Below are 23,465 nucleotides of genomic sequence, written 5' to 3' on the forward strand. Positions count from 1 at the left end.
TCGGCGCCGGAGGACCCTCTCCCCCGGCACCGGCCACCGCCCTCACCAGGCCACCGGGAGCGCGAGCGGATGCCGCCAGATCGACGTCGTGTTCCACTCCACCTCGGCGGCCGGGACCGTGAGCCGCAGGCCGGGAAAACGCGTCAGCAAGGTGCCCAGGGCCACTTCCAGCTCCATCTCGGCCAGCGGGGCGCCCAGGCAGTGGTGCGATCCCCAGCCGAACGTCATGTGGCCCGTCGCCGGACGCTCCAGGTCCAGCTCGTCCGGCCGCGGGAACTTGGCCGGGTCCCGGTTGGCGGTGAGATAGGAGACGTGCACGACCTCCCCGGCGCGGATGGTCACGCCGCCCAGCTCGACGTCCTCGGTGGCGACCCGCGGGATGCCGACGCCCTTGCGGAAGGGGATGAACCGCAGCATCTCCTGGAGGGCCTGCGGCAGCGCCTCGGGCCGCGCGCGCAGCGCCCCGGCCACCTCCGGGCGGGTGAGCACGGTGTAGGCGAGATTGCCGATCTCGTACGTCGTGGTGTCCTGGCCGGTGATGAGCAGCACCATGGCCATGACCGCCAGCTCCTGCTCGTCGAGCAGGTCCGCGCCGTCCCGCGCGGTGGCCAGGGTGCTGATCAGGTCGTCGCCCGGGGCGCGGCGGCGCTCGGCGGACAACTCGGAGAAGTACGTCCGCAGTTCTGCTTTGGCGGCCACCGCGGCGTCCTTGCTGGCGGCGCCGATGTTCATCATCGTCAGCGCGCAGGTGCGCAGCCTGGGGCGGTCCGGCTCCGGGATGTCCAGGACCTCGCAGATCGTAGTTAGCGGCAGCGGCTGGGCCAGGTGCCCGATCAGGTCCGCCTCGCCGCCGGACTCGGCCATGGCGTCCAGCAGCGTGTCCACCACGGCCTGGGTCCGCGACCTCATCCGGGCGACGTGGCGGGGCGTGAACCCCTTGGCCACCAGGCCGCGCAGGCGGCTGCTGACCGGCGGGTCCATGAGGTTGATCGCCTCGGACTGGACGATCGGCGCGGGCGTCATCCGCGGGAAGTCCCGCCCGGCCACGGCGCTCCGGCTGAAGCGCCGGTCCGTGGTGACGGTCCGCACGTCGTCATAGCGGGTGACGAGCCATGCCTCGCCCTCGCCGTAGGGCATGCGGATACGGGCGACGGGCTCCTCGGTCAGCAGCTTCTTCAGCAGCGGGTCGAAATCGAGGGCCTTGGCGAAGTCGAACGGGCAGGACCACACGGCATCAGCGACATCCACGACGGTGCTCCAGGAAGCGGGAACGGAAAGACGGAGACCGGCGAACGGAAGTGCCGGGCAGCCACTTTCTCCCCAGGTGAACCCTGGACACTCACTCATACGCCGCAATTAGCTGATTTGAGTGAATATTTGTTAAATCCGAGCCGTGCCCGCCGACCGGAGGGGCACGGCGGGCACGGCTCGGTGCGCGGAGCCGGTCAGCTCCGCGCCGTGCGGCGGCGGGTGGCGTAGGCCGCCGCCGCACCGATCGCGGCCAGGCCGGCCGCGCCGCCCAGCAGGCCCGGGACGGGAAGGCCCGATCCGGTGGAGGCCAGACTGCCCGAGCCGCCGACCGTGCCCGCCGGGGCCGTCGAGCCGCCGGAGCCCGTACCGCCGGCGGTGCCGGTTCCAGTGCCGGTGCCGGACGAGCTGCCCGGGTTCCCCGAACCGGCTCCCGGCAGCCGGGCGTTCCCGTCCAGGGAGACCGCGGCGGACACCGGGTCGAGGGCCTCGCCGGGCTGGTAGAAGCCGCCGAACGCCTTGGCACCGCCCTTGGTCAGGGTGGCGGGCACCTTGGTGAGGGTGACGATGTCCTTGGCGGGGTTGAGCGCGCCCTTGGGCAGCTTGAGCGAGGCGACCGGCAGGTCGGCGTACCGGCTGACCTTGCCCGTCTTCTCATCCTTGGAGGAGACGTCGGCGACCAGCGAGCCCGTACGCCCCTTCGCGGTGATCCGCAGGTCGGAGAAGTTCAGGTCGAGGGAGTAGGACCCGCCCTTCTTGTGCCCCAGGAAGCGGACCGCGCCCTCGAAGCGGGTGTCCAGGGAGGGCACGGCCGCGTCGAAGTCGCCGCTGCCGCCCGGGAAGTGGTACCCGCCCGCGCTGTCGGCGGCACCGCCGGACAGCTCCACCTTGCCGTGGGCGATGGGGCCGGTGACGTAGTTGCGGAAGGACGCCCTGACGCCCCAGTCGAGGTTGCCGTCGGCCACCTTGCCGGACTTGGCGGCGACCTGCTCACCACCCGTTGCGCCGGAGTCGGTGGACCCCGAGGACCCCGGGGAACCGGAGGAACCGGAGGAGCCCGAGGAGCCGCCGGAACCGGAGGAGCCGGACGAGCCGGAGGAACTGCCGGAACCGGAGGAGCCCGCGGAACCGGACGAACCCGCGGAACCGGAGGAGCCCGAGGAACCGCCGGAACCGGAGGAACCCGAGGACCCCGACGAACCCGAGCCGCCCGACCCCGAGTTCCCCTCGGCCGCGCCGCCGTCCGCACCCGCCGAGTCGCCGCCGCCCGGCCCGCCGGGCTTCTCGCCGGGCCGCACGGCCATGGTGGCCGGGTCCAGCGCGTCGCCCTCCCGGTAGAAGCCGTTGAACGCCGTGGCGCCCTCGCCGGTCAAGGTGGCGGGAATGCCCGTGAAGGTCATCCGGCCGCTCGCGTCGGTGCCCTTCTCGGCCGCGGCGAAATCCAGCGTCGCCAGTTCGACGTCGTCGCTCTTGGTGCCGCTGACCGTGATGTCGGCGGTGAGAGAGCCGCTGCGCCCGTCGTCCGTGCTGAGCTTGAGGTCGGCGAAGGTGAGGTCCAGCGCGCCGTGGTGCGCGGTGAAGTGGACGCTGCCGTCGAAGGCGACGTCCGTGCCGTGCGTGCCGGGATCGTGCGAGCCCTCGCCGCCGGAGAAGCGGAAGGTGCCGTCCGCGTTCTTCCCGGCGCCGGAGCCGGCGGTGATCTCGCCGCCTCCGATCGGCCCTTCCACGTACTTGCGGAACGACTCCTTCACACCCCAGTCGAGAGTCCCGTCGGTCAGGTCGACGGCGGGCGGGGCGGCCGTGCCGGACGCGTCGTCCGCCAGCGCGGGCAGCGTGAGGAACGCGGTGGCGGCCAGCACCGTGGCGGTGGCGGCGGACAGCGCAGCGGTCTTTCTGGTGGTGGTCATCGGGACTCTTGCTCCTCGGACTTCTCTGGACTCTGGGGTGTCTGGTCGCTGGGTGGGGAGTGGTCGGTCGGTGGGTCGGAGGCCGGGGCCGGGGTGAGGGCCGGGGCCGGGTCTGTGGCCGGGCGGCGGCGCCTGCGGAGGAACCAGAGGCCGCCGCCCGCGACCAGCAGCGCCGCGGCCGTCAGGGAGGCCGCGAGGGCGGCGCCGGAGAGGGCGCCGGAGTCCTCGGCGGCCGGTGACCCGGCGGCGGGGGCCGTGCGCACGGTCGGCGACTTCGAGGGCGCGGCGGCATCCGTACCGAGGTCGGGCAGGGCGGGGAGTACGGCCTTCTCGTCGAGGGCCACGGCGAGGGAGACGGGCGCCATCTCGGTGCCCTCGCGGTACATTCCGCCGAAGAAGTCGGAGCCCTCTGGCGTCAGTTCGGCGGGCCGCTCCGCCAACCGGACCAGGCCCTCACGCGCCTTGAGCGCGGCGTCGAAGGTGACCAGCGGGGTGCCGTCCGAGGAGAGCGTGCCGCGGCCGTCCCGAATCCGGACGGAGACCTTGCCGAGGGCGAGGTCCACGTCCTTGCCGGTGAAGCGGACGGTGCCGCCGAAGTCGGCGTCCAACTCCCCCTCGGCCAGGTCGTACCGGCCCTTCCCGGCGGGGAAGCGGTAGAGCGCGCCGCCGTCGCGGGCACCGTCCGAGAGCTTCCACCGCCCCTCGGCGACGGGGCCCGTCACGTACTCGCGGAAGGTGCGGCGCACGCCCCAGTCGACCGCGGCGTCCGCGAACCTGCCGCGCTGGGCGGCCGGTTGCGGCCGGGCCCGCTTCTCGTCGCCGGAGCCCTTCGCGCGGTCCGCGCCGCCGTCGCCGTCGTCTGGGGCGGCCGTGCCGGACGCGACGTCGGCCGAGAGGCTGACCGGGTCCAGCGGCGTACCGGCCGTGTAGTAGCCCGCGAACGCCTTGGCGCCCTCGGCCGTGAGCGTGGCGGGGACCGCGGCAAGCGTCACGGGCGTGCCGCCGCCGCGCATCTCCACGCCGGAGAGGTCGAGCGAGGCCAGCGGCACCTGGGAGCGGGCGGAAACCTTTCCGCTGCCCTTCTCCTTGCTGCGCATGTCGGCGTGCAGGGTGCCGGAACCGCCGCCGCCGATCCGGACGGCCGGGTTGCCGATCGTCAGTTCCAGCTGGTGCGTACCGTCCGGCTCGGCGTGGCCGGTGAAGCGGACCCCGCCGGAGAAGGCCGCGTCGAAGGAGCCGGTGTCCGGGTCGTAGCCGCCCTTGGCGGAGTGGAACCGGTATCCGCTCTCGCCGGTCGTGGCCGCGCCGCCGCTCAACTCCCAGCTGCCCTGGGCGATGGGGCCGGTGACGTAGCGCTGGAAGGACGCCTTGACGCCCCAGTCCAGCCGCCCGCCCGCGACGGTGCGTTCGGCCGCCTGCACGCCGGAGGCGGGCAGCAGCACGGCGGCGAGCACGATGAGCACGCCGAGCAGTGCGACGCCCGCCGTACGGCGGTCGGGACGGTGGCCGGTTCTGAGCGCGGGCATGGGTGGGCCTCCACAGGCGGGCCGGGCGGAACTGGAAACAAAGGTAAGGCTAACCTAAGCTATGCTCGGCTGGAACCCGGCCACCCGGTGCACCCGCCGGACCCCGTCCACCTCACGGAAGGCAGTGCGCCGTGCGCCAACCACCCCGCTTCCTGGCGGCGTTCGCCGCCCTGCTCGCGCTCGCCCTGACGCTGACGCTGACGGCCTGCGGCGGCGCGGGCGGCACCGGCGGCGAGTCGGCCGCCTCCGGCAGCGCGGACCAGCGCAGCGGCACGGACCAGGCCGGACCCGCCGACGAAATCGAGCCACTCTCCGGCCCCGCCCCCCGGCCCGAACTCCCCGCCCACGTCACCTCGGCGGACGGCAGCCGCACCACCGTGCGGAGCACCGAGCGGATCGTGCCGCTCTCCGGCTCGCTCGCCGAGATCGTCTTCTCACTGGGCCTGGGCGACCACGTCGTGGGACGCGATGTCAGCACCACCTTCGAACAGGCCGCCGATCTCCCCATGGTCACCCGCGCCCACGACGTCTCGGCCGAGGGCGTGCTCGCCCTCGAACCCACCGTCGTCCTGGCCGAGACCACCACCGGGCCGAGCGAGGCCGTCGACCAGATCCGCGACGCGGGCGTGCCCCTCGTGGTCGTCGAACTGCCGCAGGAACTGGACGACATCGGCGCCCGGATCGACGCCGTCGCCGAGGCCCTGGGCGTGGCCGGGCCGGGTGACCGGCTCCGCGAACGCAGCGAGGAGCGGGTCGCGAAGGCCCGCGGCTCCGTCCCCGGCGGCGCGGGCGGCGGCGACCGGCCGCGGGTCGCCTTCCTCTACCTGCGCGGCTCGGCGTCCGTCTACCTGCTGGGCGGCGCCCGCTCCGGGGCGACCTCGCTGATCGAGGCGGCGGGCGGCGTGGACGCGGGCGAGCAGTCCGGGCTGACCAAGGACTTCACCCCGATCACCAGCGAGGCGCTGGTCAAGGCGGCGCCCGAGGTGATCCTGGTGATGACCAAGGGGCTGAAGTCGGTCGACGGCGTGGACGGCCTGGTCAGGATTCCGGGCGTCGCGCAGACCCCGGCGGGCATGGACCGCCGGATCGCCACCGTCGACGACGGGGTGCTGCTGAGCTACGGCCCGCGGACGGACCAGGTGCTGCGCTCGCTGATCCGGCAGATCCACCGGGACGCCGAGTGACGCTGCACGAGGACCCGGTACGGCCGAAGGCGGGCACCGGCGAGCCCGCGCGCACCGCCCCTGACCCCCGCACCGCCCCGGCCGCAGGCACCGGACGCACCGCCGCCCTCGCCGTCCTGCTGACCGCCGCCCTCGTCCTCCTCGCCCTCCTCTCCGTCGGCACCGGCGCGTACGGCATCCCGCTGGGCGACCTCCTCGGCTCGCTGGCGCACCGGGCAGGGCTGGGCGGTGCGCCACTCGACCGGATCGGCGAGAGCGTGCTGTGGGACGTACGCCTCCCGCGCGTCGTCCTCGGCCTGCTCGTCGGCGCCTCGCTGGGCTGCGCCGGGGCGCTGATGCAGGGCGTGTTCGGCAACCCGCTCGCCGAACCGGGCGTGATCGGCATCTCGGCGGGCGCGGCGGTCGGCGCCGTCGCCTCCATCGCGTTCGGGCTCAGCTTCCTGGGCAACTGGACCATCACCGCCTGCGCGTTCGCCGCCGGGCTGGGCACCGTGCTGCTCGTCTACGTGCTCTCGCGCTCCGGCGGGCGCACCGAGGTGGTGACCCTGATCCTCACCGGCATCGCCGTGAACGCCTTCGCGGGCGCCCTGATCGGGCTCGTCATCTTCTTCGCCGAGAACGCCGCGGTCACCCAGATCACCTTCTGGCAACTCGGCTCGCTCTCCCAGGCCACCTGGGAGAAGGTGCTGGCCGTGCTGCCCTGCGCCCTCGCCGGGCTGGTGCTGGCTCCCCTCTCCGCGCGCAAGCTCGACCTGCTGGCGCTGGGCGAGGGACCCGCGCGCCATCTGGGCGTGGACGTGGAGCGGCTGCGGATGGTGCTGATCCTCGTCGTCGCGCTGCTCACCTCCGCCGCGGTGGCGGTGGCCGGGGTGATCACCTTCCTCGGCCTGCTCGTCCCGCACCTGCTGCGGATGGCGGCGGGCCCCGGCCACCGCTTCCTGGTGCCGGGCAGCGCGCTGGGCGGGGCGGTGGTCCTGGTCGGCGCCGACCTGGCGGCCCGTACGCTCGCGCAGCCCGCCGAACTGCCGCTGGGCGTCCTGACGGCACTGATCGGTGCGCCGTTCTTCTTCCTCCTGCTGCGCAGGACCCGGCGGCGCCAGGGAGGCTGGGCATGACCGCCACCGCACGGCCCGGGTTCGTGCGGCGGCTGCTCGCCGGGCGCACCGTGCCGCTGCCGGACGCGCTCCCGCCCGGCGTCCCCGCCGCCGAGGCCCGCGCGCTCGAAGTGCGCCTGGGCGGCCGTACGGTGCTGGCCGGGGTGGACCTGAGCGCCGCCAGTGGCGAGGTGCTCGCCCTGGTCGGGCCGAACGGCGCGGGCAAGTCCACGCTGCTGGCCGCGCTCGCCGCCGACGTTCCGCCCGCCGCGGGCGAGGTGCTGCTGGCCGGACGTCCGGCCGGCGCCTGGTCCGCCGCCGAACAGGCCCTGCGGCGCGCCGTACTGCCCCAGACCGCCTCGCTGGCATTCCCCTTCACCGTCGAGGAGGTCGTACGGATGGGCCGGGCACCGTGGGCGGTGACGGAGGCGGCGGCCGAGGACGCCGAAGCTATCGCCGAAGCCCTGGCGGCCACCCAGACCGACGCGTTCGCCGGACGCAGCTTCGCCGCGCTCTCCGGCGGCGAACGCGCCCGCGTCGCGCTCGCCCGGGTGCTGGCCCAGCGCGCGCCCCTGCTGCTCCTGGACGAGCCCACCGCGGCGCTCGACCTGCGCCACCAGGAGCTGGTGCTGCGCCTGTGCCGGGAGCGGGCGGCGGCGGGCGCGGCGGTGGTGGTCGTGCTGCACGGCCTCGGGCTGGCCGCCGCCTACGCGGACCGCGTGGCGGTGCTGGAGGCGGGCCGGATCGCACTGGAGGGCCCGCCCCGGCAGGCGTTGCAGGCGGAGCCGCTCTCCCGGATCTACCGCCAGCCGCTGGAGGTCCTGCCGCACCCGCGTACGGGCGCGCCGCTCGTGCTGCCGGTGCGGGACGCCTGACGGCGGGGTGGCCGGGAGCCTTGGGCGGATCTGGGAGGCTGGGGCGATGCAGCCTGACGCACGCGTGCCGCTGGGCCGCACCGGGCTGCCGGTGACCCGGCTCGGCCTCGGACTCGCCTCCCTCGGCGGCCTGTTCACCCCCGTCGGCGAGGCGCAGGCCCGCGCGACCATCGACCGTGCCTGGGACGCGGGACTGCGGCTGTTCGACACCGCGCCGGTGTACGGGTACGGCCGCTCCGAGGCCCGGGCCGGGCGGGCGCTGCGCGGGCGGCCGCGCGAGGAGCTGGTGCTGTGCACCAAGGTGGGCCGCCTGATCGAGCCGGACGGTCCGGACACGCAGCCGATCTGGGCCGACCCGCCGCCGGGCGTCGGGCCGCGGCGCGACCACTCGTACGCGGCGGTGCTGCGGTCGGTGGAGGAGAGCCTGGAGCGGGTGGGTGTGGACCGCTTCGACGTACTGCACATCCACGACCCGGACGAGGACTACGCGGCGGCCCTGCACGGCGCCTACCCGGCGCTGGCCGCGCTGCGCGAGCGCGGTGCCGTGCGCGCGGTGTCGCTGGGGGTCAACCACGCCGACGTCGCCGCCCGCTTCCTGCGCGACGCGCCCGCGCCCGGTCCCGACTGCGTCCTGCTGGCCGGGCGTTACACGGTGCTCGACCAGTCGGGGCTGGCGGACCTGCTGCCGCTGTGCCGGGAGCGCGGGGTCGCGGTGATCGCGGCGGGCGTCTTCCAGGGCGGCCTGCTCACCGGCGGGGGCAGCGGTGCCGGGACGGCCGCCGGAGCCGGGGCGGACCGGGCGGCGCCGCCCGACCTCGCCGCGCGGATCGCCGCCCTGCGGGCCGTGTGCGAGCGCCACGAGGTCTCGCCGCTCGCCGTGGCGGTCCAGTTCCCGGCTGCACACCCGGCGGTCGGCTCCGTGCTGATCGGCGCCCGGACACCGGACGAAGTCACCGCCAGCGTCGGCCACTTCAGGCGTCCCGTACCGGCCGCGCTGTGGGCCGCGCTCAAAGCGGAGGGCCTGCTGCCGCGCGAGGCGCCCGTCCCCGTGCCGTAGCGCCGAGAGGCCCGTACGCCGCCGCACGCGACGGCGCATGTCAGCCAACCCGCAGCTGCCGGGCCTCCGCACAGACGTCCGGTACGCCGTGGCTCTCTCGTTTCCGCCCGCTGCCCGAAGCATCCGGGGCAGGAAGCGGAAGGAAAGGAACCGCCGGAAGGCGCCTCGTGACTGCCTCCTCGCCCCAAGTCACCCAGGAACCACCCGAATCCACCCCCTCACTCCCAGCCGGTCCGTCACCGCAACTATCGGGCGAATTTTGACCATACGCAGGCGGAACCCCGCCGATATGACTTAAGGTCTCCCTCACGCCAGCTCGTCGCACTTGGGGAAGTGGACAGGACGCCGTCTGGAAGGGGTCCTCGGTGCCTGGGGGGTACATGCGGCTCGACGCGATGTTTCGCTCCGGTCGGCACAGACCCGGTGACGGTCCGACGGCGCCGGCTCCGGCCGCGCCCGGCGGCGGGCGGCGCCCGGGCCGGGGCAAGGCGCGCTGGTACGCACCCCTGGCGGTGGCCACGGACGTACTGGGGACGGGGTTACCGGTCCTTCTCGTCTGCCGGGCCACCGACCGCCCCCACCCCGTCGCCACCGCGCTGACCGTGGCGGCGGCCTGGGTGGCCGTCCAGCTGGTGCGCGGGCGCTACGCCGCGCCCGCTCTGGGTGAGTCGCGCGGGCTGCTCTCCGCCGCGCAGGACTGGCTGGCGCTGATGGGCCTGCTGGCCGTGCTCCGGGTGGCGACCGGGGAGAGTTCCGGCCCCGCCTACGCGCTGCTCGCGCTGCTGCCCGCCCTCGTCCTCACGGCGTCCTGCCGGGTGCTGACGCACCATCACCTCGGTGGGCAGCGGCGGGCGGCCCAGGCGGTGTGCCGGGCGCTGGTGGTCGGCGAGGCGGGCCCGGTGGACGAGGTGGTCGGTCAGCTGGCAGCCCGTACGGACCACGCGTACGTGGTGATCGGCGCCGTCGCGGTGGGTGAGCGGGAGCTGTGCAGCGGCGTGCCCGAGTCGGGCCGGATGGCGGCCCTGCCCCCCGCCGCCCCCGGGGAGGCGCCCGGCCCGGACGACGGCCGCCTGCCGCACAGCGAGATCACCCTCAACCTCCGCGTGCAGCCGCCGCGCGAGGACGGCGGCGTCGTGCTGGACGCGGCGTGGCGGCTGCACGCCGACGTCGTGCTGATCGTCCCCGGCACCCGGCTGACCGGGGAGCGGCTGCGCAGGCTCTCCTGGGCCGTCCAGGACGCCGGGCTCCCGCTGGTGGTCGCCTCCGGCCTGGCCGAGGTGGCGCAGCGGCGCGTGCGGCTGGCCACGGCCGCCGGGCTGAGCCTGCTGCACGTCGCCCCGCCCGTACGCCGCGGGCCGCAGCTGGCACTGAAGGGCGCGCTGGACCGGACCGCGGCGGCGCTCGGACTGCTGGTGCTGGCACCGCTGTTCGTGCTGCTGGCGCTGGCGGTCCGGCTGGACTCCCCGGGGCCGGTGCTCCACCGGCAGTGCCGGATCGGCCACCACGGCGCGCCGTTCACCATGTGGAAGTTCCGCTCCATGGTGGCGGACGCCGAGCAGCTGCGGCCCGGTCTCGCGGCGGCGGACGAGCAGGACGGACCGACGTTCAAGATCCGCCGTGACCCCCGGGTGACCCGGGTGGGGCGCCTGCTGCGGCGCACCTCGCTGGACGAACTGCCGCAGCTGGTCAACGTGTTGCGCGGGGAGATGTCGCTGGTGGGCCCGCGCCCGCCGCTGCCCGACGAGGCCGCCGCCTACGACACCGTCGAGCTGCGGCGGCTGGAAGTCAAGCCCGGCATGACCGGGCCGTGGCAGGTCGGCGGGCGCTCGGAGCTGTCCTGGGACGAGAGCCTGGCGCTGGATCTGCGCTACGCCGACAACTGGTCGCTGACCACGGACCTGGACGTGCTCGCCCGTACGGTCCGCGCGGTCGTCGACGGACGCGGGGCGTACTAGATGTCGTTACCAGCGTCTGCCCGGGGCCGCGCCCCCGGACGCCTCCAGCCACCAGCGGTAGGTCTCCCGGACGCCGTCCACCAGTGGAATCCGGGGCGCGAAGCCCAGCGCCCGCAGCCGCGAGACGTCCAGCAGCTTGCGCGGGGTGCCGTCGGGCCGGGCCGGGTCGAAGGCGATGCGGCCCCGGTAGCCGACGACTTCGCGCACCGTCTCGGCCAGCTCACGGATGGTCAGGTCGGTGCCGGTGCCGACGTTGACCGGCGAGTCGTCGTCGTAGACGCGCAGCAGCAGGGAGCAGGCCCGCGCCAGGTCGTCCACGTGCAGGAACTCCCGGCGCGGTGTGCCGCTGCCCCAGAGCACCACCTCTTCCCGGTTCTCCCGCGCCGCCTCGTGGAAGCGGCGGACGAGGGCGGGCAGGACGTGCGAGGTGGCCAGGTCGAAGTTGTCGCCGGGGCCGTAGAGGTTGGTCGGCATCGCGGAGATGTAGGACGCGCCGAACTGCCGCCGGTAGCCGCGGATCTGGGTGATCCCGGCGATCTTGGCCAGCGCGTACGGCTCGTTGGTGGGCTCCAGCGGGCCTGTCAGCAGGGCCTCTTCGGGGATCGGCTGGGGCGCCAGCCGGGGGTAGATGCAGGAGGAGCCGAGGAAGAGCAGCCGCTCCACCCCGGCCGCGTGCGCCCCGGAGATGACGCTCAGCTGGATGTGGAGGTTCGCCTCCAGGAACTCCACCGGGAAGTCCTGGTTGGCCATGATCCCGCCCACCCGGGCCGCCGCCAGCACCACCGCGTCCGGCCGCTCCGCGCGCAGGTACGCCCCGGTGCGGGCCGCGTCGCGCAGGTCCAGTGCCGCCCGGTCGCGGGTGAGCACCTCGTGGCCCTCGGCGGTCAGCCGCCGGGCGACGGCCGAGCCGACGAGCCCGCGGTGGCCCGCGACGAAGATCCGGGCGCGGGACGGCAGCAGCTGCTTCGGTGGCCTCATGCCCCCGGATTCTGCCAGCGCGCCGCGCGGCGCGGACGGCTTCGCCCGAGCCGCCCCCGCGGTACGAGCCTCCGGGTCCGCGAGCCCGGCCACCCCCACGACGGACCCGAGGTGCCGCCTATGACCAAGAGCGCGCTGATCACCGGCATCACCGGCCAGGACGGCTCGTACCTGGCCGAGCTGCTGCTGTCGAAGGGCTACACGGTGCACGGGCTGGTGCGCCGTTCCTCGTCCTTCAACACCGCCCGCCTCGACCACATCTACCAGGACCCGCACGAGGCCGGGCGTTCGCTGATCCTGCACCACGCGGATCTGACGGACGGGGTGGCGCTGGTCAACCTGCTGCGTGAGATCGCGCCGGGCGAGGTCTACAACCTGGGCGCCCAGTCGCACGTCCGCGTCTCCTTCGATTCCCCGCTCTACACCGGCGACGTGACGGCCATGGGCGCGCTGCGGCTGCTGGAGGCGATCCGCGCCAGCGGCGTGGACACCCGCATCTACCAGGCGTCCTCCTCGGAGATGTTCGGCTCCGCGCCGCCGCCGCAGCACGAGCGCACGCCGTTCCACCCGCGCAGCCCGTACGGCGTCGCCAAGGTCTTCGGCTACTGGTCGACCGTCAACTACCGGGAGGCGTACGGCCTCTATGCGGTGAACGGCATCCTGTTCAACCACGAGTCGCCCCGCCGCGGTGAGACCTTCGTGACCCGGAAGATCACCCGGGCGGTGGCCCGCATCCGTGCCGGGCTGCAGCAGCACCTCTACCTCGGCAACCTCGACGCCGTACGGGACTGGGGCTACGCCCCCGAGTACACCGAGGCGATGTGGCGCATGCTCCAGCACGACGAGCCGGACGACTACGTGGTGGCCACCGGCGAGGCGGCCTCCGTACGGGAATTCCTGGGCGCCGCGTTCACGGCGGCCGGGCTTGAGTGGGAGCGGTACGTGCGCTTCGACCCCAAGTACGAGCGGCCCAGCGAGGTGGACGCGCTGATCGGGGACGCGGCCAAGGCGGAGTCGGTGCTCGGCTGGAAACCGCGGGTCCGCTGGCCGGAGCTGGCCCGGATCATGGTCGAGGCGGACATCGACGCGCTGGAGGCCGAACTGACCGGCGCCGCCGTACGGATCGACCGGTGAGGCGCACGGGAACGGCGGAGCAGCACGGGAACGGCACGGCGCAGGGCACACGGAAGCGGACGAGGTGGGGTTCGATGCGAGGTAGCGGGCGAGGTACGAACGGCGCGGCGCGCAGGCGCAGGCGGGCGGGCGCCGCTTTCGCGGCGTTCGCGGTCACCCTCGCGTCCTGGACGGGGGCGCAGCTGCTGGCCCCCGCCCCGGCACACGCCGTGACGCCGCCGGTGGGGTTCACGGCCGACGACCTGCCGACCTGGCAGACCAACGGCGTGGTGTGGGCCATGGCGCAGCACGAGGGCGTCGTCTTCGCGGGCGGCACCTTCTCAGCGATCCGCCCGCCCGGCGCGGAGCCGGGCACCGGGGAGCGCGAGGCGCTGAACTTCGCGGCCTTCAACGCCGCCACCGGCGCGCCGACCAGCTGCCGGCTGTCCTTCACCGTGGGCTCCGGCACCGCCACGGTGCGCGCGCTGACCGTCTCGCCGGACGGCGGCACGCTCTACGCGGGCGGCCGGTTCGGCGCGGTGAACGGCACCTCGGTGAGCAACGTCGCCGCGATCGACCTCGCCGACTGCTCGGTGAAGCCGGACTTCAAGGTGTCCGTCTCGGCAACCGTACGGGCCCTGGACGTCTCGGGCGGCACCGTCTACCTGGGCGGTGACTTCACCAAGGTCGGCGGGCAGAACCGCAGCCGCTTCGCCGCCGTGAGCACCTCCGGCGCCCTCACCGCCTGGAACCCGAACGCCGACAAGGTCGCCCGCGCCCTGGAGGTGACCCCGGACGGCCGGAACGTCGTCCTCGGCGGCGACTTCGACACCGTCGGCGGCAAGGCGTCGCACGCGCTGGCCGTCGTCAACGCGACGTCCGGGGCGACCACCAGGGCCTACGGCTCCACGTTCATCCACCGCGCCTCCACGGTCAAGGGCCTGACCGTCGACGAGACCGGCGTCTACACCGCCAACGAGGGCACCGGCGGCGGCGTCTTCGACGGCCGGATCGCCCTGGATCTCGACGGCTTCGGCGAGCGCTGGCGCGACACCTGCCTGGGCGCCACCCAGGACGTCGCGGTCCACGACTCCGTGCTCTACAGCGCCTCGCACGCGCATGACTGCTCCAGCATGGGGCAGTTCCCGCAGATGGACGACCGCCAGCACCTGCTGGCCGAGTCGGTGGACAACCCCAAGCCGCTGCTGTCCTGGTTCCCGGACACCGACGACGGCCCCGCGGGCACCGAGCAGATCGGCCCGCGCACCATGGTCGCCTCGTCCCGCGCGGGCACCGACTACCTGTGGGTCGGCGGCGAGTTCACCCGGATCGTCACCCACGGGAACATGAAGCAGCAGGGCCTCGTACGGTTCGCGAGCGGCCCGGACACCGGCGCGCCGACCGTGCCGGACCAGGTGGCCGCGGCCAACGTCACCGGCGGCAAGGTCAAGGTCAGCTGGCGCACCAGCCTGGACGAGGACGACTCCACACTGACGTACAAGGTCTACCGCAACGGCTCCGGCACGCCCGTGCACACCATGACGGCGGACTCCTTCTTCTGGAAGCGGCCCACCGCCAGCTTCACCGACGCGACCGCCAAGCCCGGCACCGCCTACACCTACCGGGTCACCGCGAGCGACGCGGGCGGCGCCAACACCAGCTCCGCGTCCGCGGGCGCCACGGTGACGACGCCGGGCACGCCCGTGGAGACCACCGTGGAGCGGGCGGCCACCGCTGACGCGTACGTCAATGGCGCGGCCGCCTCCGCCACCTACGGCACACACCAGCAGCTGGCGGTGCGCGGCACCTCGGCGTACGAGAGCTACGTGCGGTTCGCGCTGCCCGCCGCGCCCAGCGGCATGGAGCTGACCGGGGCGAAGCTGACCGTACGGACCAGCGGCGACGCGGTGGCGGGGTCGGCGGACGACGTGCGGATAAGGCCGGTCACCGGCAGCTGGTCCGAGTCGGCCGTCACCTACGCGACGAAACCGGCCCTGGGCTCCACCACCTTGGGCACGCTGAGCGGGGCGACCGAGCTGCAGACCGACCGCACCGTCGCGCTCAGCGCCGCGCCGCTGGCGGGCGAGCTGGGCGGCAACCTCGATCTCGCGCTCACCAGCACCGGCACGGACAGCCTCTGGCTGTGGGCGAAGGAGTCCGGGGCGGCGCAGGCACCCCGGCTCACGCTCACCTTCGAGGCGGTGTGAGGGCGCGCACCGGCCCCGTCCGGGCCGCCCTGCCCGCCGTGCTGCTGGCCGCCGCGCTGCTGCTCACCGCCGGGTGCGGCGGCGGGGACGACGGGGACGGCGATGCGGGCGGTGACGGGGGCGGCGGTCCGGAGAGCGCGCGCAGCGTGGCGCCGACCACCGCGCCCACCACCGCACCGACCGCCGCGCCCGCCCCGGCCACACCCACGAAGGACGCGGGCGACGAGCCGGGCACCGGGGACGAGGCCGACGGCGGACCCAAGGTGCCCAGCTCCGAACTCACCCCCGCCACCGGCACGTTCACCAAGAAGCAGAAGAAGTACCTGACCGGCCGCGTGCCGCAGGGCACCGATCCGGCGGCCGTCCTGGAGGCCGGGCAGGCGGCCTGCGACCGGATCGGCAGCACGGCCGAGGCAGACCGCGAGGCCGCGGTGAGCGCCCTGAAGGCGGGCGAGATCGCCAACGCGGAGGACGCCGTCCGCCACCTGTGCCCCGAGCACCGGCCGCTGCTGGACGCGGCGGGCAAGAGCTGATGCAGCTGACGAGGAGCGAAACCGTGCACCCCCTGCCCATCGTCGTCGTGATACCGACGAAGAACGAAGCCGAGAACATCACCTCGACCGTGCGCTCCGTCGCCGGCCACTTCCGCGCGGTCGTCGTCGTCGACTCCGACAGCACGGACGACACCCGCGCGCTGGCCGCCAAGGCGGGCGCCGAGGTGGTGCCGTACAGCTGGGACGGCGGCTATCCGAAGAAGAAGCAGTGGTGCCTGGAGCACGTGCACACCGGCACCGACTGGCTGCTCTTCCTCGACGGCGACGAGACGCCCAGCGCACAGCTGCTCGCCGAGCTGCGCCGGATCTTCGCCGTACCGGCGGGCAGGACGCTGCGGCCCGCCGCGTTCGACATCCCGCTGGGCTACTGGTTCGCGGGCAGGCGGCTGCGGCACGGCTACACCATCGTCAAGCGCGCCCTGCTGGACCGCACGCGCTGCCGCTTCCCGGAGCCGGACGACCTGGCGGCGCCCGGGATGGGCGAGCAGGAGGGCCACTACCAGCCGCTGGCCGACCCGGTGCACACGCTCAAGGGGACCATCGAGCACCAGGACCTGGACCCGGTGCGCACCTGGTTCGACCGGCACAACCGCTACTCGGACTGGGAGGCGTGGCTGGCCGGACACCCGCTGGTGCGGGAGCAGATCCGGCAGGCGAAGACCCGGCAGGGGCAGCTCTTCCACCGCGCGCCCTTCAAGCCGCTGGTGTCGTTCGGCTACGCGTACCTCTACAAGCGCGGGTTCCTGGACGGGCGGGCCGGTCTCGACTACGCGCTGGCGATGAGCTTCTACCGGTGGCAGATCGGCCTCAAGGCACGGGAGTACGGGCAGCGGCCCGACCTGGCCACCGGACCCGGGCCCGGCTCTGACCCCGGCGCCGCCGTCAGCGCCGCACCCGCCGCCGGGCGTGCTCCTCGATGACGTGGTCGTAGATCCCCTCCAGCGTCTCCACGACCCCCTCCAGGGTGAAGCGGTCCCGCACCAGCCGCCACGCCGCCTCCGACGCGGCGGCGTTGGCGGCCGGGTCGAGCAGCTCCAGCACGGCCTGGCCGACGAGTTCACCGTTGCCCTCGTCGGCGCCCGGGTCCGCGCGGCTGTCCACGACCCGGCCCGCGCCCGCCGCCGCCACGTCCGGCGAGAGCCCGCCGCCGCGCGCGACCACCACCGGCAGCCCGACCGACATCGCCTCCAGCACGGAGACCGCGAACGGCTCCACGACCGACGGCAGCACGTAGACGTCCGCCTCCCGCAGCCGGGCCAGCACCTCGCCGTGCTCCAACGGGCCCGCGTACTCCAGCGCGTGGCCCACTCCCAGGCCGCGCGCCAGCGCCAGCATGTCGTCCGCCAGCGCCCCGGTGTCCGGGCCCGCGAGCACGAAGCGGGCGCCGGGGTGCCGCTGGAGCACGGTGGGCATCGCCCGTACGAAGTCCTGCGGGCGCTTGCGCTCCTGCACCCGCGCCACGTACAGCACCGTCGGGGCCCGCCGCCCGTCCTGCCCGTCCCGCACCGGGCGGCGCTCCTGCGGCCGTACGCCGTTGACGAGCCGGTAGGCGGGCGCCATCGCCTCCGGCGCGACCACGGCCGCGGTGTCCCGCCGCTCCTGCTCGGTCAGGTGCAGCACGGCGTCCGCCCGCTTCAGCACCCGGCGCAGACCCAGCACGTCGACCAGCCGCGCCGCGCGCTGCTCGGTCGGGTCGATCATGCCGTGCGTCTGGAGCACCAGCGGGCGGCGGCACGACAGCGCGGTGAGCGCCACGGGCAGCGTGACCAGGTCGCGCATCAGATGGACGTGCACGACGTCGGCCGTGCGCACCATGCGCCGGGCCCGGCCCAGCAGCGCGGGCGAGGTGATGCCGCTGACCTCGAACCTCGGCAGCACGTGCCGGGCCTGGAAGAGCCGCGCCGGTACGCCGTCCACCTCGCGCGGCAGCGGCTCCCCGGCCGGGAAGCCGTCGCCGAGCGCGACGACCACCGCGCGGGTGCCGCGTGCGCGCAGGCCGCGCGAGAGGTTGAGCGCGACGCGCGTGGGGCCGCCGAAGTCGTGCGTGGGCGTGTGCAGTGTGACGACGTGCAGGACCTTCACGGGCTCCCCTCCCCCGCGCCCCACCCGGCCCCCAGGACGCGATCCGCCCACCTTACGACCTCGCGGTGACCGCCCGTGCACGGTACGGGAGTACGGGCGCTGCCCCGCGCCGTGGCGGCGCACGCACTGCGGCGGCCCGTCAGCCCGTCAGCGCCTCACAGCAGCATGTCGGCAGATGTCTGTGAACGTGCCGAGAAGCCTACCGGCCCCGTTGGCTAGGATTCAGCGCGGAGTCCGCGGATGCGGAGGGGGTGGCCCGCGTGAGCGTAGAGGAGCGGGCGGGCGTCACGTCCGCCGCGTTACGCGATTCGGCCGAACTGCGCCGTGCCGCGCCGCGCGCCGCGCTCTCCCGCGCGCTGGCGGTGCCGCTGGTGCTGGGGACGGTCGTGGTGCTGCCGGTGGCCGTGGCCACCCAGCCCGGCCCGGGGATGCGGGAATCCGCGTTCTGGCTCCAGCTGGCGCTGTGCTGCTACGCGGGCGCCCGGCTGGCCGCGATGGTGCTCACCGCCCGGCGGCGGCTGGTGCAGGGCTCCTTCTGGCTGTTCGTCTACATCGCCCTGGGCATCGCGCCGCTGGCACAGACGGTCCTCGACCGGACGCCGACGCCGGTCGTCGGCCCCGGCTCGGACACCGTGCAGGCCCTCGTGCTGGTGCTGGGCGGCGTCGTCGCGTTCGACGTGGGCGCGCTGCTGGCCCGGCACCGCCCCTCGGTGCGGGGCCGCCGCGTGCGGCGCTCCGCGACGGTGCACCGGCCCCGGCTCTACCTGCTGGTGGCGCTGGCCTACGCGGGCAGCGCGCTGATGATCGTGCAACTGGGCGGCGTCGGGGTGTTCTTCAGCAGCCGGGAGGGGATCAGCGAGAGCGTACGGGGCGCGACGGGCGCAGAGGCGGGCGCGGCAGCCGCCTCGCAGGCCGGTTCGGCGCTCCTGCGCGGCTTCGGTACGGTGCCCGCGCTGCTGGCGCTGCTCTTCCTCACCCGCTGGCTCGTCACCTCGCGCACCGCCCGGCGCAGGCCGACCGTCCTGCTGATGTGGGCGGGCCTGCTCGGCCTGAACGTGATCGTCAACAACCCCGTCTCCAACCCGCGTTACTGGTTCCTGACGGTGCTCTTCGCGCTGCTGTTCACCGCCTTCCCGCGCAGTCCGGTGATGTACCGGGGCGCGCTGGCGCTGGGGGTGGTCATCGCGCTGGTCGTCTTCCCCTTCGCGGACCGCTTCCGCTACGAGGAGGACGGCGCGCGCCTGCCCGAGTCGGACTCGCTGCTGGTACCGCTCACGCTCAAGGACTACGACCAGATCGGCATGTTCGCCAACACCATCTCCTTCGCCGAGGCGGGCACCGGGCACACCTACGGCGGGCAGCTCTCCTCCACCGCGCTCTTCTTCGTGCCCCGGTCCGTGTGGGGCGGCAAGGCGGAGGACTCGGGGGTGCGGGTCGGCGAGTGGATGGGCATGCGGAACACCAACCTCTCCTCCCCCCTGTGGGCCGAACTCTGGCTCGACTTCGGCCCGTTGGGCATGCTCGGCGGCTTCCTGGGCGTCGGCTACCTGGCGGCCCGCGCGGACCGCCGCTACGTACGGCAGACCCTCGACGACACCGGGCCGGGCAACCTCCCGGCCGTAGTGATCCCGCTGGTCGCCGGGTACAGCTTCATCCTGCTGCGCGGGCCGCTTCTCCAGGCTTCCGGGCGGATCGCCATCGCCGCGCTCTGCTTGGTACTGGTCACCACCTTCCGCGACCAGCCGCCCCGCAAGCGATTGCGGTGACGTCACGGCCGGTTCAGTCCGGTTCAGTCCGGTTCGGGACCGGCTTCGGAGACAGGTTCAGGAAGGGGAACGGGGACGTGCGCGCGCAGGCCGGGCCATCGGGCGGAGCCGACCAGCGCGGCGGCGGCGACATCGACGGTGCCCGTGGTCGTGTTGCCGGTGCCCCAGTCCTCGGCCGTGACGTGGAGTAGGCCGTTCGCGTCGATGTCGACGGCGACCTCGATCTGGGGCACGCCCTTGGGAGCGGGCGGGAGGGCCACTTCGAGGACCGCGAGGGTCCTGTTCCGTGCTGCCTCGCGGCGTTCGCCTTCCACGACGTGGATCACCACGCTGGGTTGGTCGTGCGTGTGCGTGGTGAAGAACTCGCTGCGTTTCGTGGGGATCGTCGTGTTCCGTTCCAGCAGCTTCGTGTTGATGCCCCCTTCCGTCTCGACGCCTATCGAGTTGGCGTAGACGTCGAGCAGCAGCATGTCCTTCATCACACCGGTCAGGACACCGGTGTGGACGGCGGCGCCGGTGGCGGCACCTTCCGGGGCGAGGCCCCGCCAGGGCTCCCGGCCGCCGTTGAGCCGGCGGACCAGTTCGCCCACTGCGGGCATCCGGGTGGCGTCGCCCGTCAGGATGACCTGGTCGACGTCGGAGAGTGTGAGCCCGGCATCGTCGAGTGCGTGCTCGACGGGCCGTCGGCAGCGTTCCAGCAGATCCCGGGTGAGCGCCTCGAACTCCTCGCGGGTGAGGGTCTCGTCGAGGTGCACGGGCCCGTGCGGGCCGGAGGCGAGGTAGGGCAGCTGGAGGGAGGCGGCGCGGGCCGCCGACAGTTCCCTCTTCGCCGCCTCGGCCGCCTCCCGCAGCCGCTGCGTCGCCACGGCGTCGTCGGCGAGATCCAGTCCGTACCGCTGCCGTACGCGCTGGATCAGGTGCTGGACGATCCGCATGTCCCAGTCGTCACCGCCGAGATGGTGGTCGCCCGCGGTCGCCACCACCTCCCCCACACCGTCGCCGAGCCTGACCAGTACGACGTCGAGCGTCCCTCCGCCGAGGTCGAAGACCAGCACGGTGTCGTCGTCGCCGCGATCCAGGCCGTATGCCAGTGCGGCGGCCACGGGTGCGCTGATCATCCGCATAACGGGGAGCCCCGCCTGCTCACCGGCCCGCCGCAGAGCTGCCCTTTGGTCCAGCCCGAAGCAGGCGGGCACCGTCAGCACGGCCCCGCACGGCGGCCCTCCAAAGTGCACCTCGGCGTCCTCGCGCAGGCGGGCGAGGAGCAGCCCGACGGCGTCCTCCGCCGTGAGGCGGACGTCGCCCCGCGTGATGCTCCAGTCCGTCCCCAGGTTCCGCTGGGCCGCGTGCACGGTGTATTCGGGGTTGGTGACCGCCTGCCGCTCGGCGGCCGTGCCGACGAGGATCTCTCCCTCGGCGGTGACGGCCACCAGGCTCGGTGTCCGCACCGCTCCCCCGGTGTTGGGGATCAGCCGCACCTTCCCGCCTTCCAGGAAAGCGGCGGCCACGTGCCTCGTACCGACGTCGATGCCGACGGCGGGCAGGCGCCTAGCCTCCGGTCCGCTCGCTGAGGGGCGGGCGGCCCCCGGAGGGTCCGCAGGCCGGCGGGGCCGCCGTGCCCTGGCGTCCTGGCCGGCTGGATGTTCCCGCCGCGGCGTGGTGGCAGTGGGTGCGTCGTGGGCCGGAGCGGGACCGCCGGGCTGGGTGTACGAAGCGGTCGGTGTCGTGACGCGGTTGCGGATGAGGGCGGTCACAGCGTGGGGCCAGGGGGAGACGCCGGGGAAGTGGTCCGGCGGGCTCCAGTAGGAGGAGATCCGCGCCAGCAGTTCCGCGAGATCGGGCCGCTTCCCGGGGTCCTTGGCCAGGCAGGCTGCGGCCAGTTCGCGCAGCGGCCCCTGGAGCGCGTCCAGGCGTGGCGGGCCGTTGACGACGCGGTGCAGGACCGCGAGGGGCGGGCCCTGGCCGAACGGTTCGACACCACTGGCGGCGAAGGCGATCAGCGCTCCGAGCGCGAAGACGTCGCCGGCCCGGCCCACCCGACCGCCCTCGGCCTGCTCCGGGGACATGAAGCCGGGCGTGCCTATCGCCGTACCGGTGGCCGTCAGGGCGGTGGAGTCCAGGGTCCGGGCGATCCCGAAGTCGATCACGCGGGGGCCGTCGGCGGCCAGCAGCACGTTGGAGGGTTTGAGATCACGGTGGAGCAGGCCGACCGCGTGGATGGCCTGCAGCGCCTCCACCAGCCCGGCCGCCAGTGCCCACACCGAGTCCGTTGGCAGCGGCCCGGACTCCGCCACGGCCTGGGCCAGGTCCGGCCCCGGAATGTAGACGGTCGCGATCCACGGCGGGTCGTCCTGCGGCCCTGCGGCCACCACCGGAGCGGTGAACGCCCCGCCCACCGCCCGGGCCGCCGCCACCTCCCGGCCGAAACGGCGCCGGAACTCAGGCTGCCGCGCCAGGTGGGGATACACGACCTTCACCGCCACCGCCCGGCCACCCGGCGACCGGCCGAGGAACACCTCGCCCATGCCTCCGGCACCCAAGCGTCCGCGCAGCAAGAACTCCCCGACCCGCTCCGGATCCCCCGTCTTCAACGGCTCCACCCGGCCCCTTCCCCCGTCCGGACCACACGGGTCCACCCGACCCCTACCCCACCACCACAGCCGCCACCCTGGTACCCGGCCCCGGGCCCCGGCATTCCGCCGAGAAAGGCGACGGGCCCCCTCTCCCGGCCCAGCGGCCAGGAGCGGGGCCGTCCGGTCAGGAGAGCGAAAGCCTACAGCGCGGGCACCAAGCCGGGCGGCCACCAGCACGGTTGGCCGGCGGGGCGCGCGCAGCGGGGCGGCGGGGCGCCGCCGCGTTCACGCCGGGCCCGGAGCCCCCGGGGGCCCGTCCAGCAGCGGGAAGAGCCGGGTGACGACCTGTCCCGCCCACTGGCCGCCACGCGGGCGGCTCTGCGCCGCCTGGCCCGCCGTCACCAGGCCATGGACGAGGAGATCGCCGAAGCATGCCCGCGACCGCCACGACACTTGTCCACATCGCATCCATGGCACCAGCCGATCACACCAAGCGCGGCCGTCGTAGCCTGCGGCCATGCACCTTCCGGTACAGGAACTCACCGCCGCCGACCAGGAACTCATCGACCTCGCCCGTGCCGTCGTCGACGCGCACACCGACGGGGAGGACGGAATCCACACCGTGGGCGCCGCCGTCCGTGCCGTCGACGGCACGACGTACGCCGGGATCAACCTCTACCACTTCACCGGCGGCCCGTGCGCGGAACTCGTCGCGCTGGGCCACGCGCGTGCCTCCGGCGCCCGCGAGCTGTCCGCGATCGTCGCCGTGGGGAACCTGGGGCGGGGCGTCATCGGGCCGTGCGGCAGGGACCGGCAGGTGCTCTTCGACTACCACCCCGGCATCCGCGTCATCCTGCCCACGGATCAGGGCGTGGGCAGCGTCCGCATCGAGGACCTGGTGCCGTTCGCCTTCGCGTGGAGCCCCGAGGGGGGATCGACCGCGTACCAGGGGGACGCGTCCGGCGGTCGCTGACCGGGGCGACCGGGGCGCGACCGGCGCGCGCGTGGCGGCGCGCGTTCCGGAATCCGCTCCGGCGGACAGAGCCCGGCGGCGCCGCTCTCGTAGGCTTTCGGTCATTTCCTGTCAGATCCCGCACCGCGGGAGTCACTCCGGCCGCCATCCGCCCCCAGGTCGCCCCGCAGCCGTGCGCCCGCCCGTCCTGCCTGGCCAGCACCGCACCGGCGGCCCCGCGCAGCCGCCGGCAAGGCGCCCCGCGCGCCACCCTGATGATCAGGCGGACGAAAGAACAAGTTTAAAACTGGACGAAATCTGCGCGGCGCGTACCAGCCACGCTCCCGTACGTCCCGATACGTTCTCACCATTACGACGGAACACCGCCCAGCCG

17 protein-coding genes are annotated in these 23,465 nt (G+C 74.3%); 11 read left to right on the forward strand and 6 right to left on the reverse strand.

Annotated features, from left to right (window positions below):
• Nucleotides 1–42: 42 nt before the first annotated feature.
• From H299_RS0117320 to H299_RS34705, 3 genes are all read right to left on the reverse strand, one after another.
• Nucleotides 43–1,248 (reverse strand): cytochrome P450, encoded by a 1,206-nt coding sequence (locus tag H299_RS0117320; RefSeq protein ID WP_027749424.1) that lies wholly within the window; start codon nt 1,246–1,248, stop codon nt 43–45.
• A 197-nt stretch (nt 1,249–1,445) separates the two neighbouring features.
• Entirely contained in the window at nt 1,446–3,155 is a 1,710-nt protein-coding gene (locus H299_RS0117325) for an HtaA domain-containing protein (RefSeq protein WP_027749425.1), read from the reverse strand.
• Nucleotides 3,152–4,681: an HtaA domain-containing protein gene (locus tag H299_RS34705; protein ID WP_078512821.1), complete on the reverse strand. Its 1,530-nt coding sequence runs from the start codon at nt 4,679–4,681 to the stop codon at nt 3,152–3,154. Before H299_RS34705 ends, H299_RS0117325 begins: the two co-directional genes overlap by 4 nt.
• Before the next feature lie 131 nt (nt 4,682–4,812).
• Here H299_RS34705 and H299_RS0117335 point away from each other — a divergent pair, with 131 nt between their 5' ends.
• The 5 genes from H299_RS0117335 to H299_RS0117355 all read left to right on the forward strand — a co-directional run bounded on the left by H299_RS0117335 (nt 4,813) and on the right by H299_RS0117355 (nt 10,846).
• Entirely contained in the window at nt 4,813–5,865 is a 1,053-nt protein-coding gene (locus tag H299_RS0117335; protein ID WP_037759428.1) for an ABC transporter substrate-binding protein, read from the forward strand.
• Nucleotides 5,866–5,867: 2 nt separating this feature from the next.
• On the forward strand, nt 5,868–6,980 hold the full coding sequence (locus H299_RS34710; RefSeq protein ID WP_078512837.1) for an iron ABC transporter permease: 1,113 nt from the start codon (nt 5,868–5,870) through the stop codon (nt 6,978–6,980).
• The gene (locus H299_RS0117345; protein WP_037759429.1) at nt 6,977–7,834 is read left to right on the forward strand and encodes a heme ABC transporter ATP-binding protein; all 858 of its coding nucleotides are present in this window, start codon (nt 6,977–6,979) and stop codon (nt 7,832–7,834) included. Before H299_RS34710 ends, H299_RS0117345 begins: the two co-directional genes overlap by 4 nt.
• 46 nt (nt 7,835–7,880) lie before the next feature.
• Nucleotides 7,881–8,891 (forward strand): aldo/keto reductase, encoded by a 1,011-nt coding sequence (locus H299_RS0117350; protein WP_027749428.1) that lies wholly within the window; start codon nt 7,881–7,883, stop codon nt 8,889–8,891.
• A 395-nt stretch (nt 8,892–9,286) separates the two neighbouring features.
• Nucleotides 9,287–10,846, forward strand: coding sequence for an exopolysaccharide biosynthesis polyprenyl glycosylphosphotransferase (locus H299_RS0117355; RefSeq protein WP_199782465.1), 1,560 nt, complete (start codon nt 9,287–9,289; stop codon nt 10,844–10,846).
• A 6-nt stretch (nt 10,847–10,852) separates the two neighbouring features.
• Here the strand turns inward: H299_RS0117355 and H299_RS0117360 are convergent, their stop codons facing one another.
• The gene (locus H299_RS0117360) at nt 10,853–11,824 is read right to left on the reverse strand and encodes a GDP-L-fucose synthase family protein (RefSeq protein WP_027749430.1); all 972 of its coding nucleotides are present in this window, start codon (nt 11,822–11,824) and stop codon (nt 10,853–10,855) included.
• 120 nt (nt 11,825–11,944) lie between these two features.
• Here H299_RS0117360 and gmd point away from each other — a divergent pair, with 120 nt between their 5' ends.
• From gmd to H299_RS34720, 4 genes are all read left to right on the forward strand, one after another.
• A complete protein-coding gene (gene gmd / locus H299_RS0117365; RefSeq protein ID WP_027749431.1) occupies nt 11,945–12,958 on the forward strand; it encodes a GDP-mannose 4,6-dehydratase in 1,014 nt (337 codons plus the stop codon).
• Between the two features lie 74 nt (nt 12,959–13,032).
• Entirely contained in the window at nt 13,033–15,144 is a 2,112-nt protein-coding gene (locus tag H299_RS34715) for a CBM96 family carbohydrate-binding protein (RefSeq protein ID WP_051262571.1), read from the forward strand.
• On the forward strand, nt 15,141–15,677 hold the full coding sequence (locus H299_RS0117375) for a hypothetical protein (RefSeq protein WP_051262572.1): 537 nt from the start codon (nt 15,141–15,143) through the stop codon (nt 15,675–15,677). The genes H299_RS34715 and H299_RS0117375 overlap by 4 nt, the downstream gene beginning before the upstream one ends.
• A 23-nt stretch (nt 15,678–15,700) precedes the next feature.
• Nucleotides 15,701–16,618, forward strand: coding sequence for a glycosyltransferase family 2 protein (locus tag H299_RS34720; protein WP_106965812.1), 918 nt, complete (start codon nt 15,701–15,703; stop codon nt 16,616–16,618).
• On the opposite strand, the gene H299_RS0117385 is transcribed toward H299_RS34720, so the two are convergent.
• Nucleotides 16,581–17,780 (reverse strand): glycosyltransferase, encoded by a 1,200-nt coding sequence (locus tag H299_RS0117385; protein ID WP_027749433.1) that lies wholly within the window; start codon nt 17,778–17,780, stop codon nt 16,581–16,583. The two genes, H299_RS34720 and H299_RS0117385, sit on opposite strands and share 38 nt — an antisense overlap.
• Nucleotides 17,781–18,040: 260 nt before the next feature.
• On the opposite strand from H299_RS0117385, the gene H299_RS0117390 reads away from it, so the two are divergent.
• The gene (locus H299_RS0117390) at nt 18,041–19,546 is read left to right on the forward strand and encodes a hypothetical protein (protein WP_037759493.1); all 1,506 of its coding nucleotides are present in this window, start codon (nt 18,041–18,043) and stop codon (nt 19,544–19,546) included.
• 23 nt (nt 19,547–19,569) lie between these two features.
• Here H299_RS0117390 and H299_RS37630 read toward each other — a convergent pair whose 3' ends face one another.
• Nucleotides 19,570–22,182: an Hsp70 family protein gene (locus tag H299_RS37630; RefSeq protein WP_486587312.1), complete on the reverse strand. Its 2,613-nt coding sequence runs from the start codon at nt 22,180–22,182 to the stop codon at nt 19,570–19,572.
• Between the two features lie 454 nt (nt 22,183–22,636).
• Between H299_RS37630 and H299_RS34735 the strand changes: the two genes are divergently transcribed.
• Nucleotides 22,637–23,092, forward strand: a complete 456-nt coding sequence (locus H299_RS34735; protein ID WP_051262574.1) for a cytidine deaminase — start codon at nt 22,637–22,639, stop codon at nt 23,090–23,092.
• Nucleotides 23,093–23,465 lie beyond the last annotated feature (373 nt).

It is taken from the genome of Streptomyces sp. CNH287 (genome assembly GCF_000424825.1).

What these genes read in the sequence shown, in the direction of transcription:
- H299_RS34705 (WP_078512821.1), bottom strand. Translation starts at nt 4,681, where the DNA reads ATGCCCGCGCTCAGAACCGGCCACCGTCCCGACCGCCGTACGGCGGGC.
- H299_RS0117325 (WP_027749425.1), bottom strand. Translation starts at nt 3,155, where the DNA reads ATGACCACCACCAGAAAGACCGCTGCGCTGTCCGCCGCCACCGCCACG.
- H299_RS0117360 (WP_027749430.1), bottom strand. Translation starts at nt 11,824, where the DNA reads ATGAGGCCACCGAAGCAGCTGCTGCCGTCCCGCGCCCGGATCTTCGTC.
- H299_RS0117345 (WP_037759429.1), top strand. Translation starts at nt 6,977, where the DNA reads ATGACCGCCACCGCACGGCCCGGGTTCGTGCGGCGGCTGCTCGCCGGG.
- H299_RS34735 (WP_051262574.1), top strand. Translation starts at nt 22,637, where the DNA reads ATGCACCTTCCGGTACAGGAACTCACCGCCGCCGACCAGGAACTCATC.
- gmd (WP_027749431.1), top strand. Translation starts at nt 11,945, where the DNA reads ATGACCAAGAGCGCGCTGATCACCGGCATCACCGGCCAGGACGGCTCG.
- H299_RS0117350 (WP_027749428.1), top strand. Translation starts at nt 7,881, where the DNA reads ATGCAGCCTGACGCACGCGTGCCGCTGGGCCGCACCGGGCTGCCGGTG.
- H299_RS0117355 (WP_199782465.1), top strand. Translation starts at nt 9,287, where the DNA reads ATGTTTCGCTCCGGTCGGCACAGACCCGGTGACGGTCCGACGGCGCCG.
- H299_RS34715 (WP_051262571.1), top strand. Translation starts at nt 13,033, where the DNA reads ATGCGAGGTAGCGGGCGAGGTACGAACGGCGCGGCGCGCAGGCGCAGG.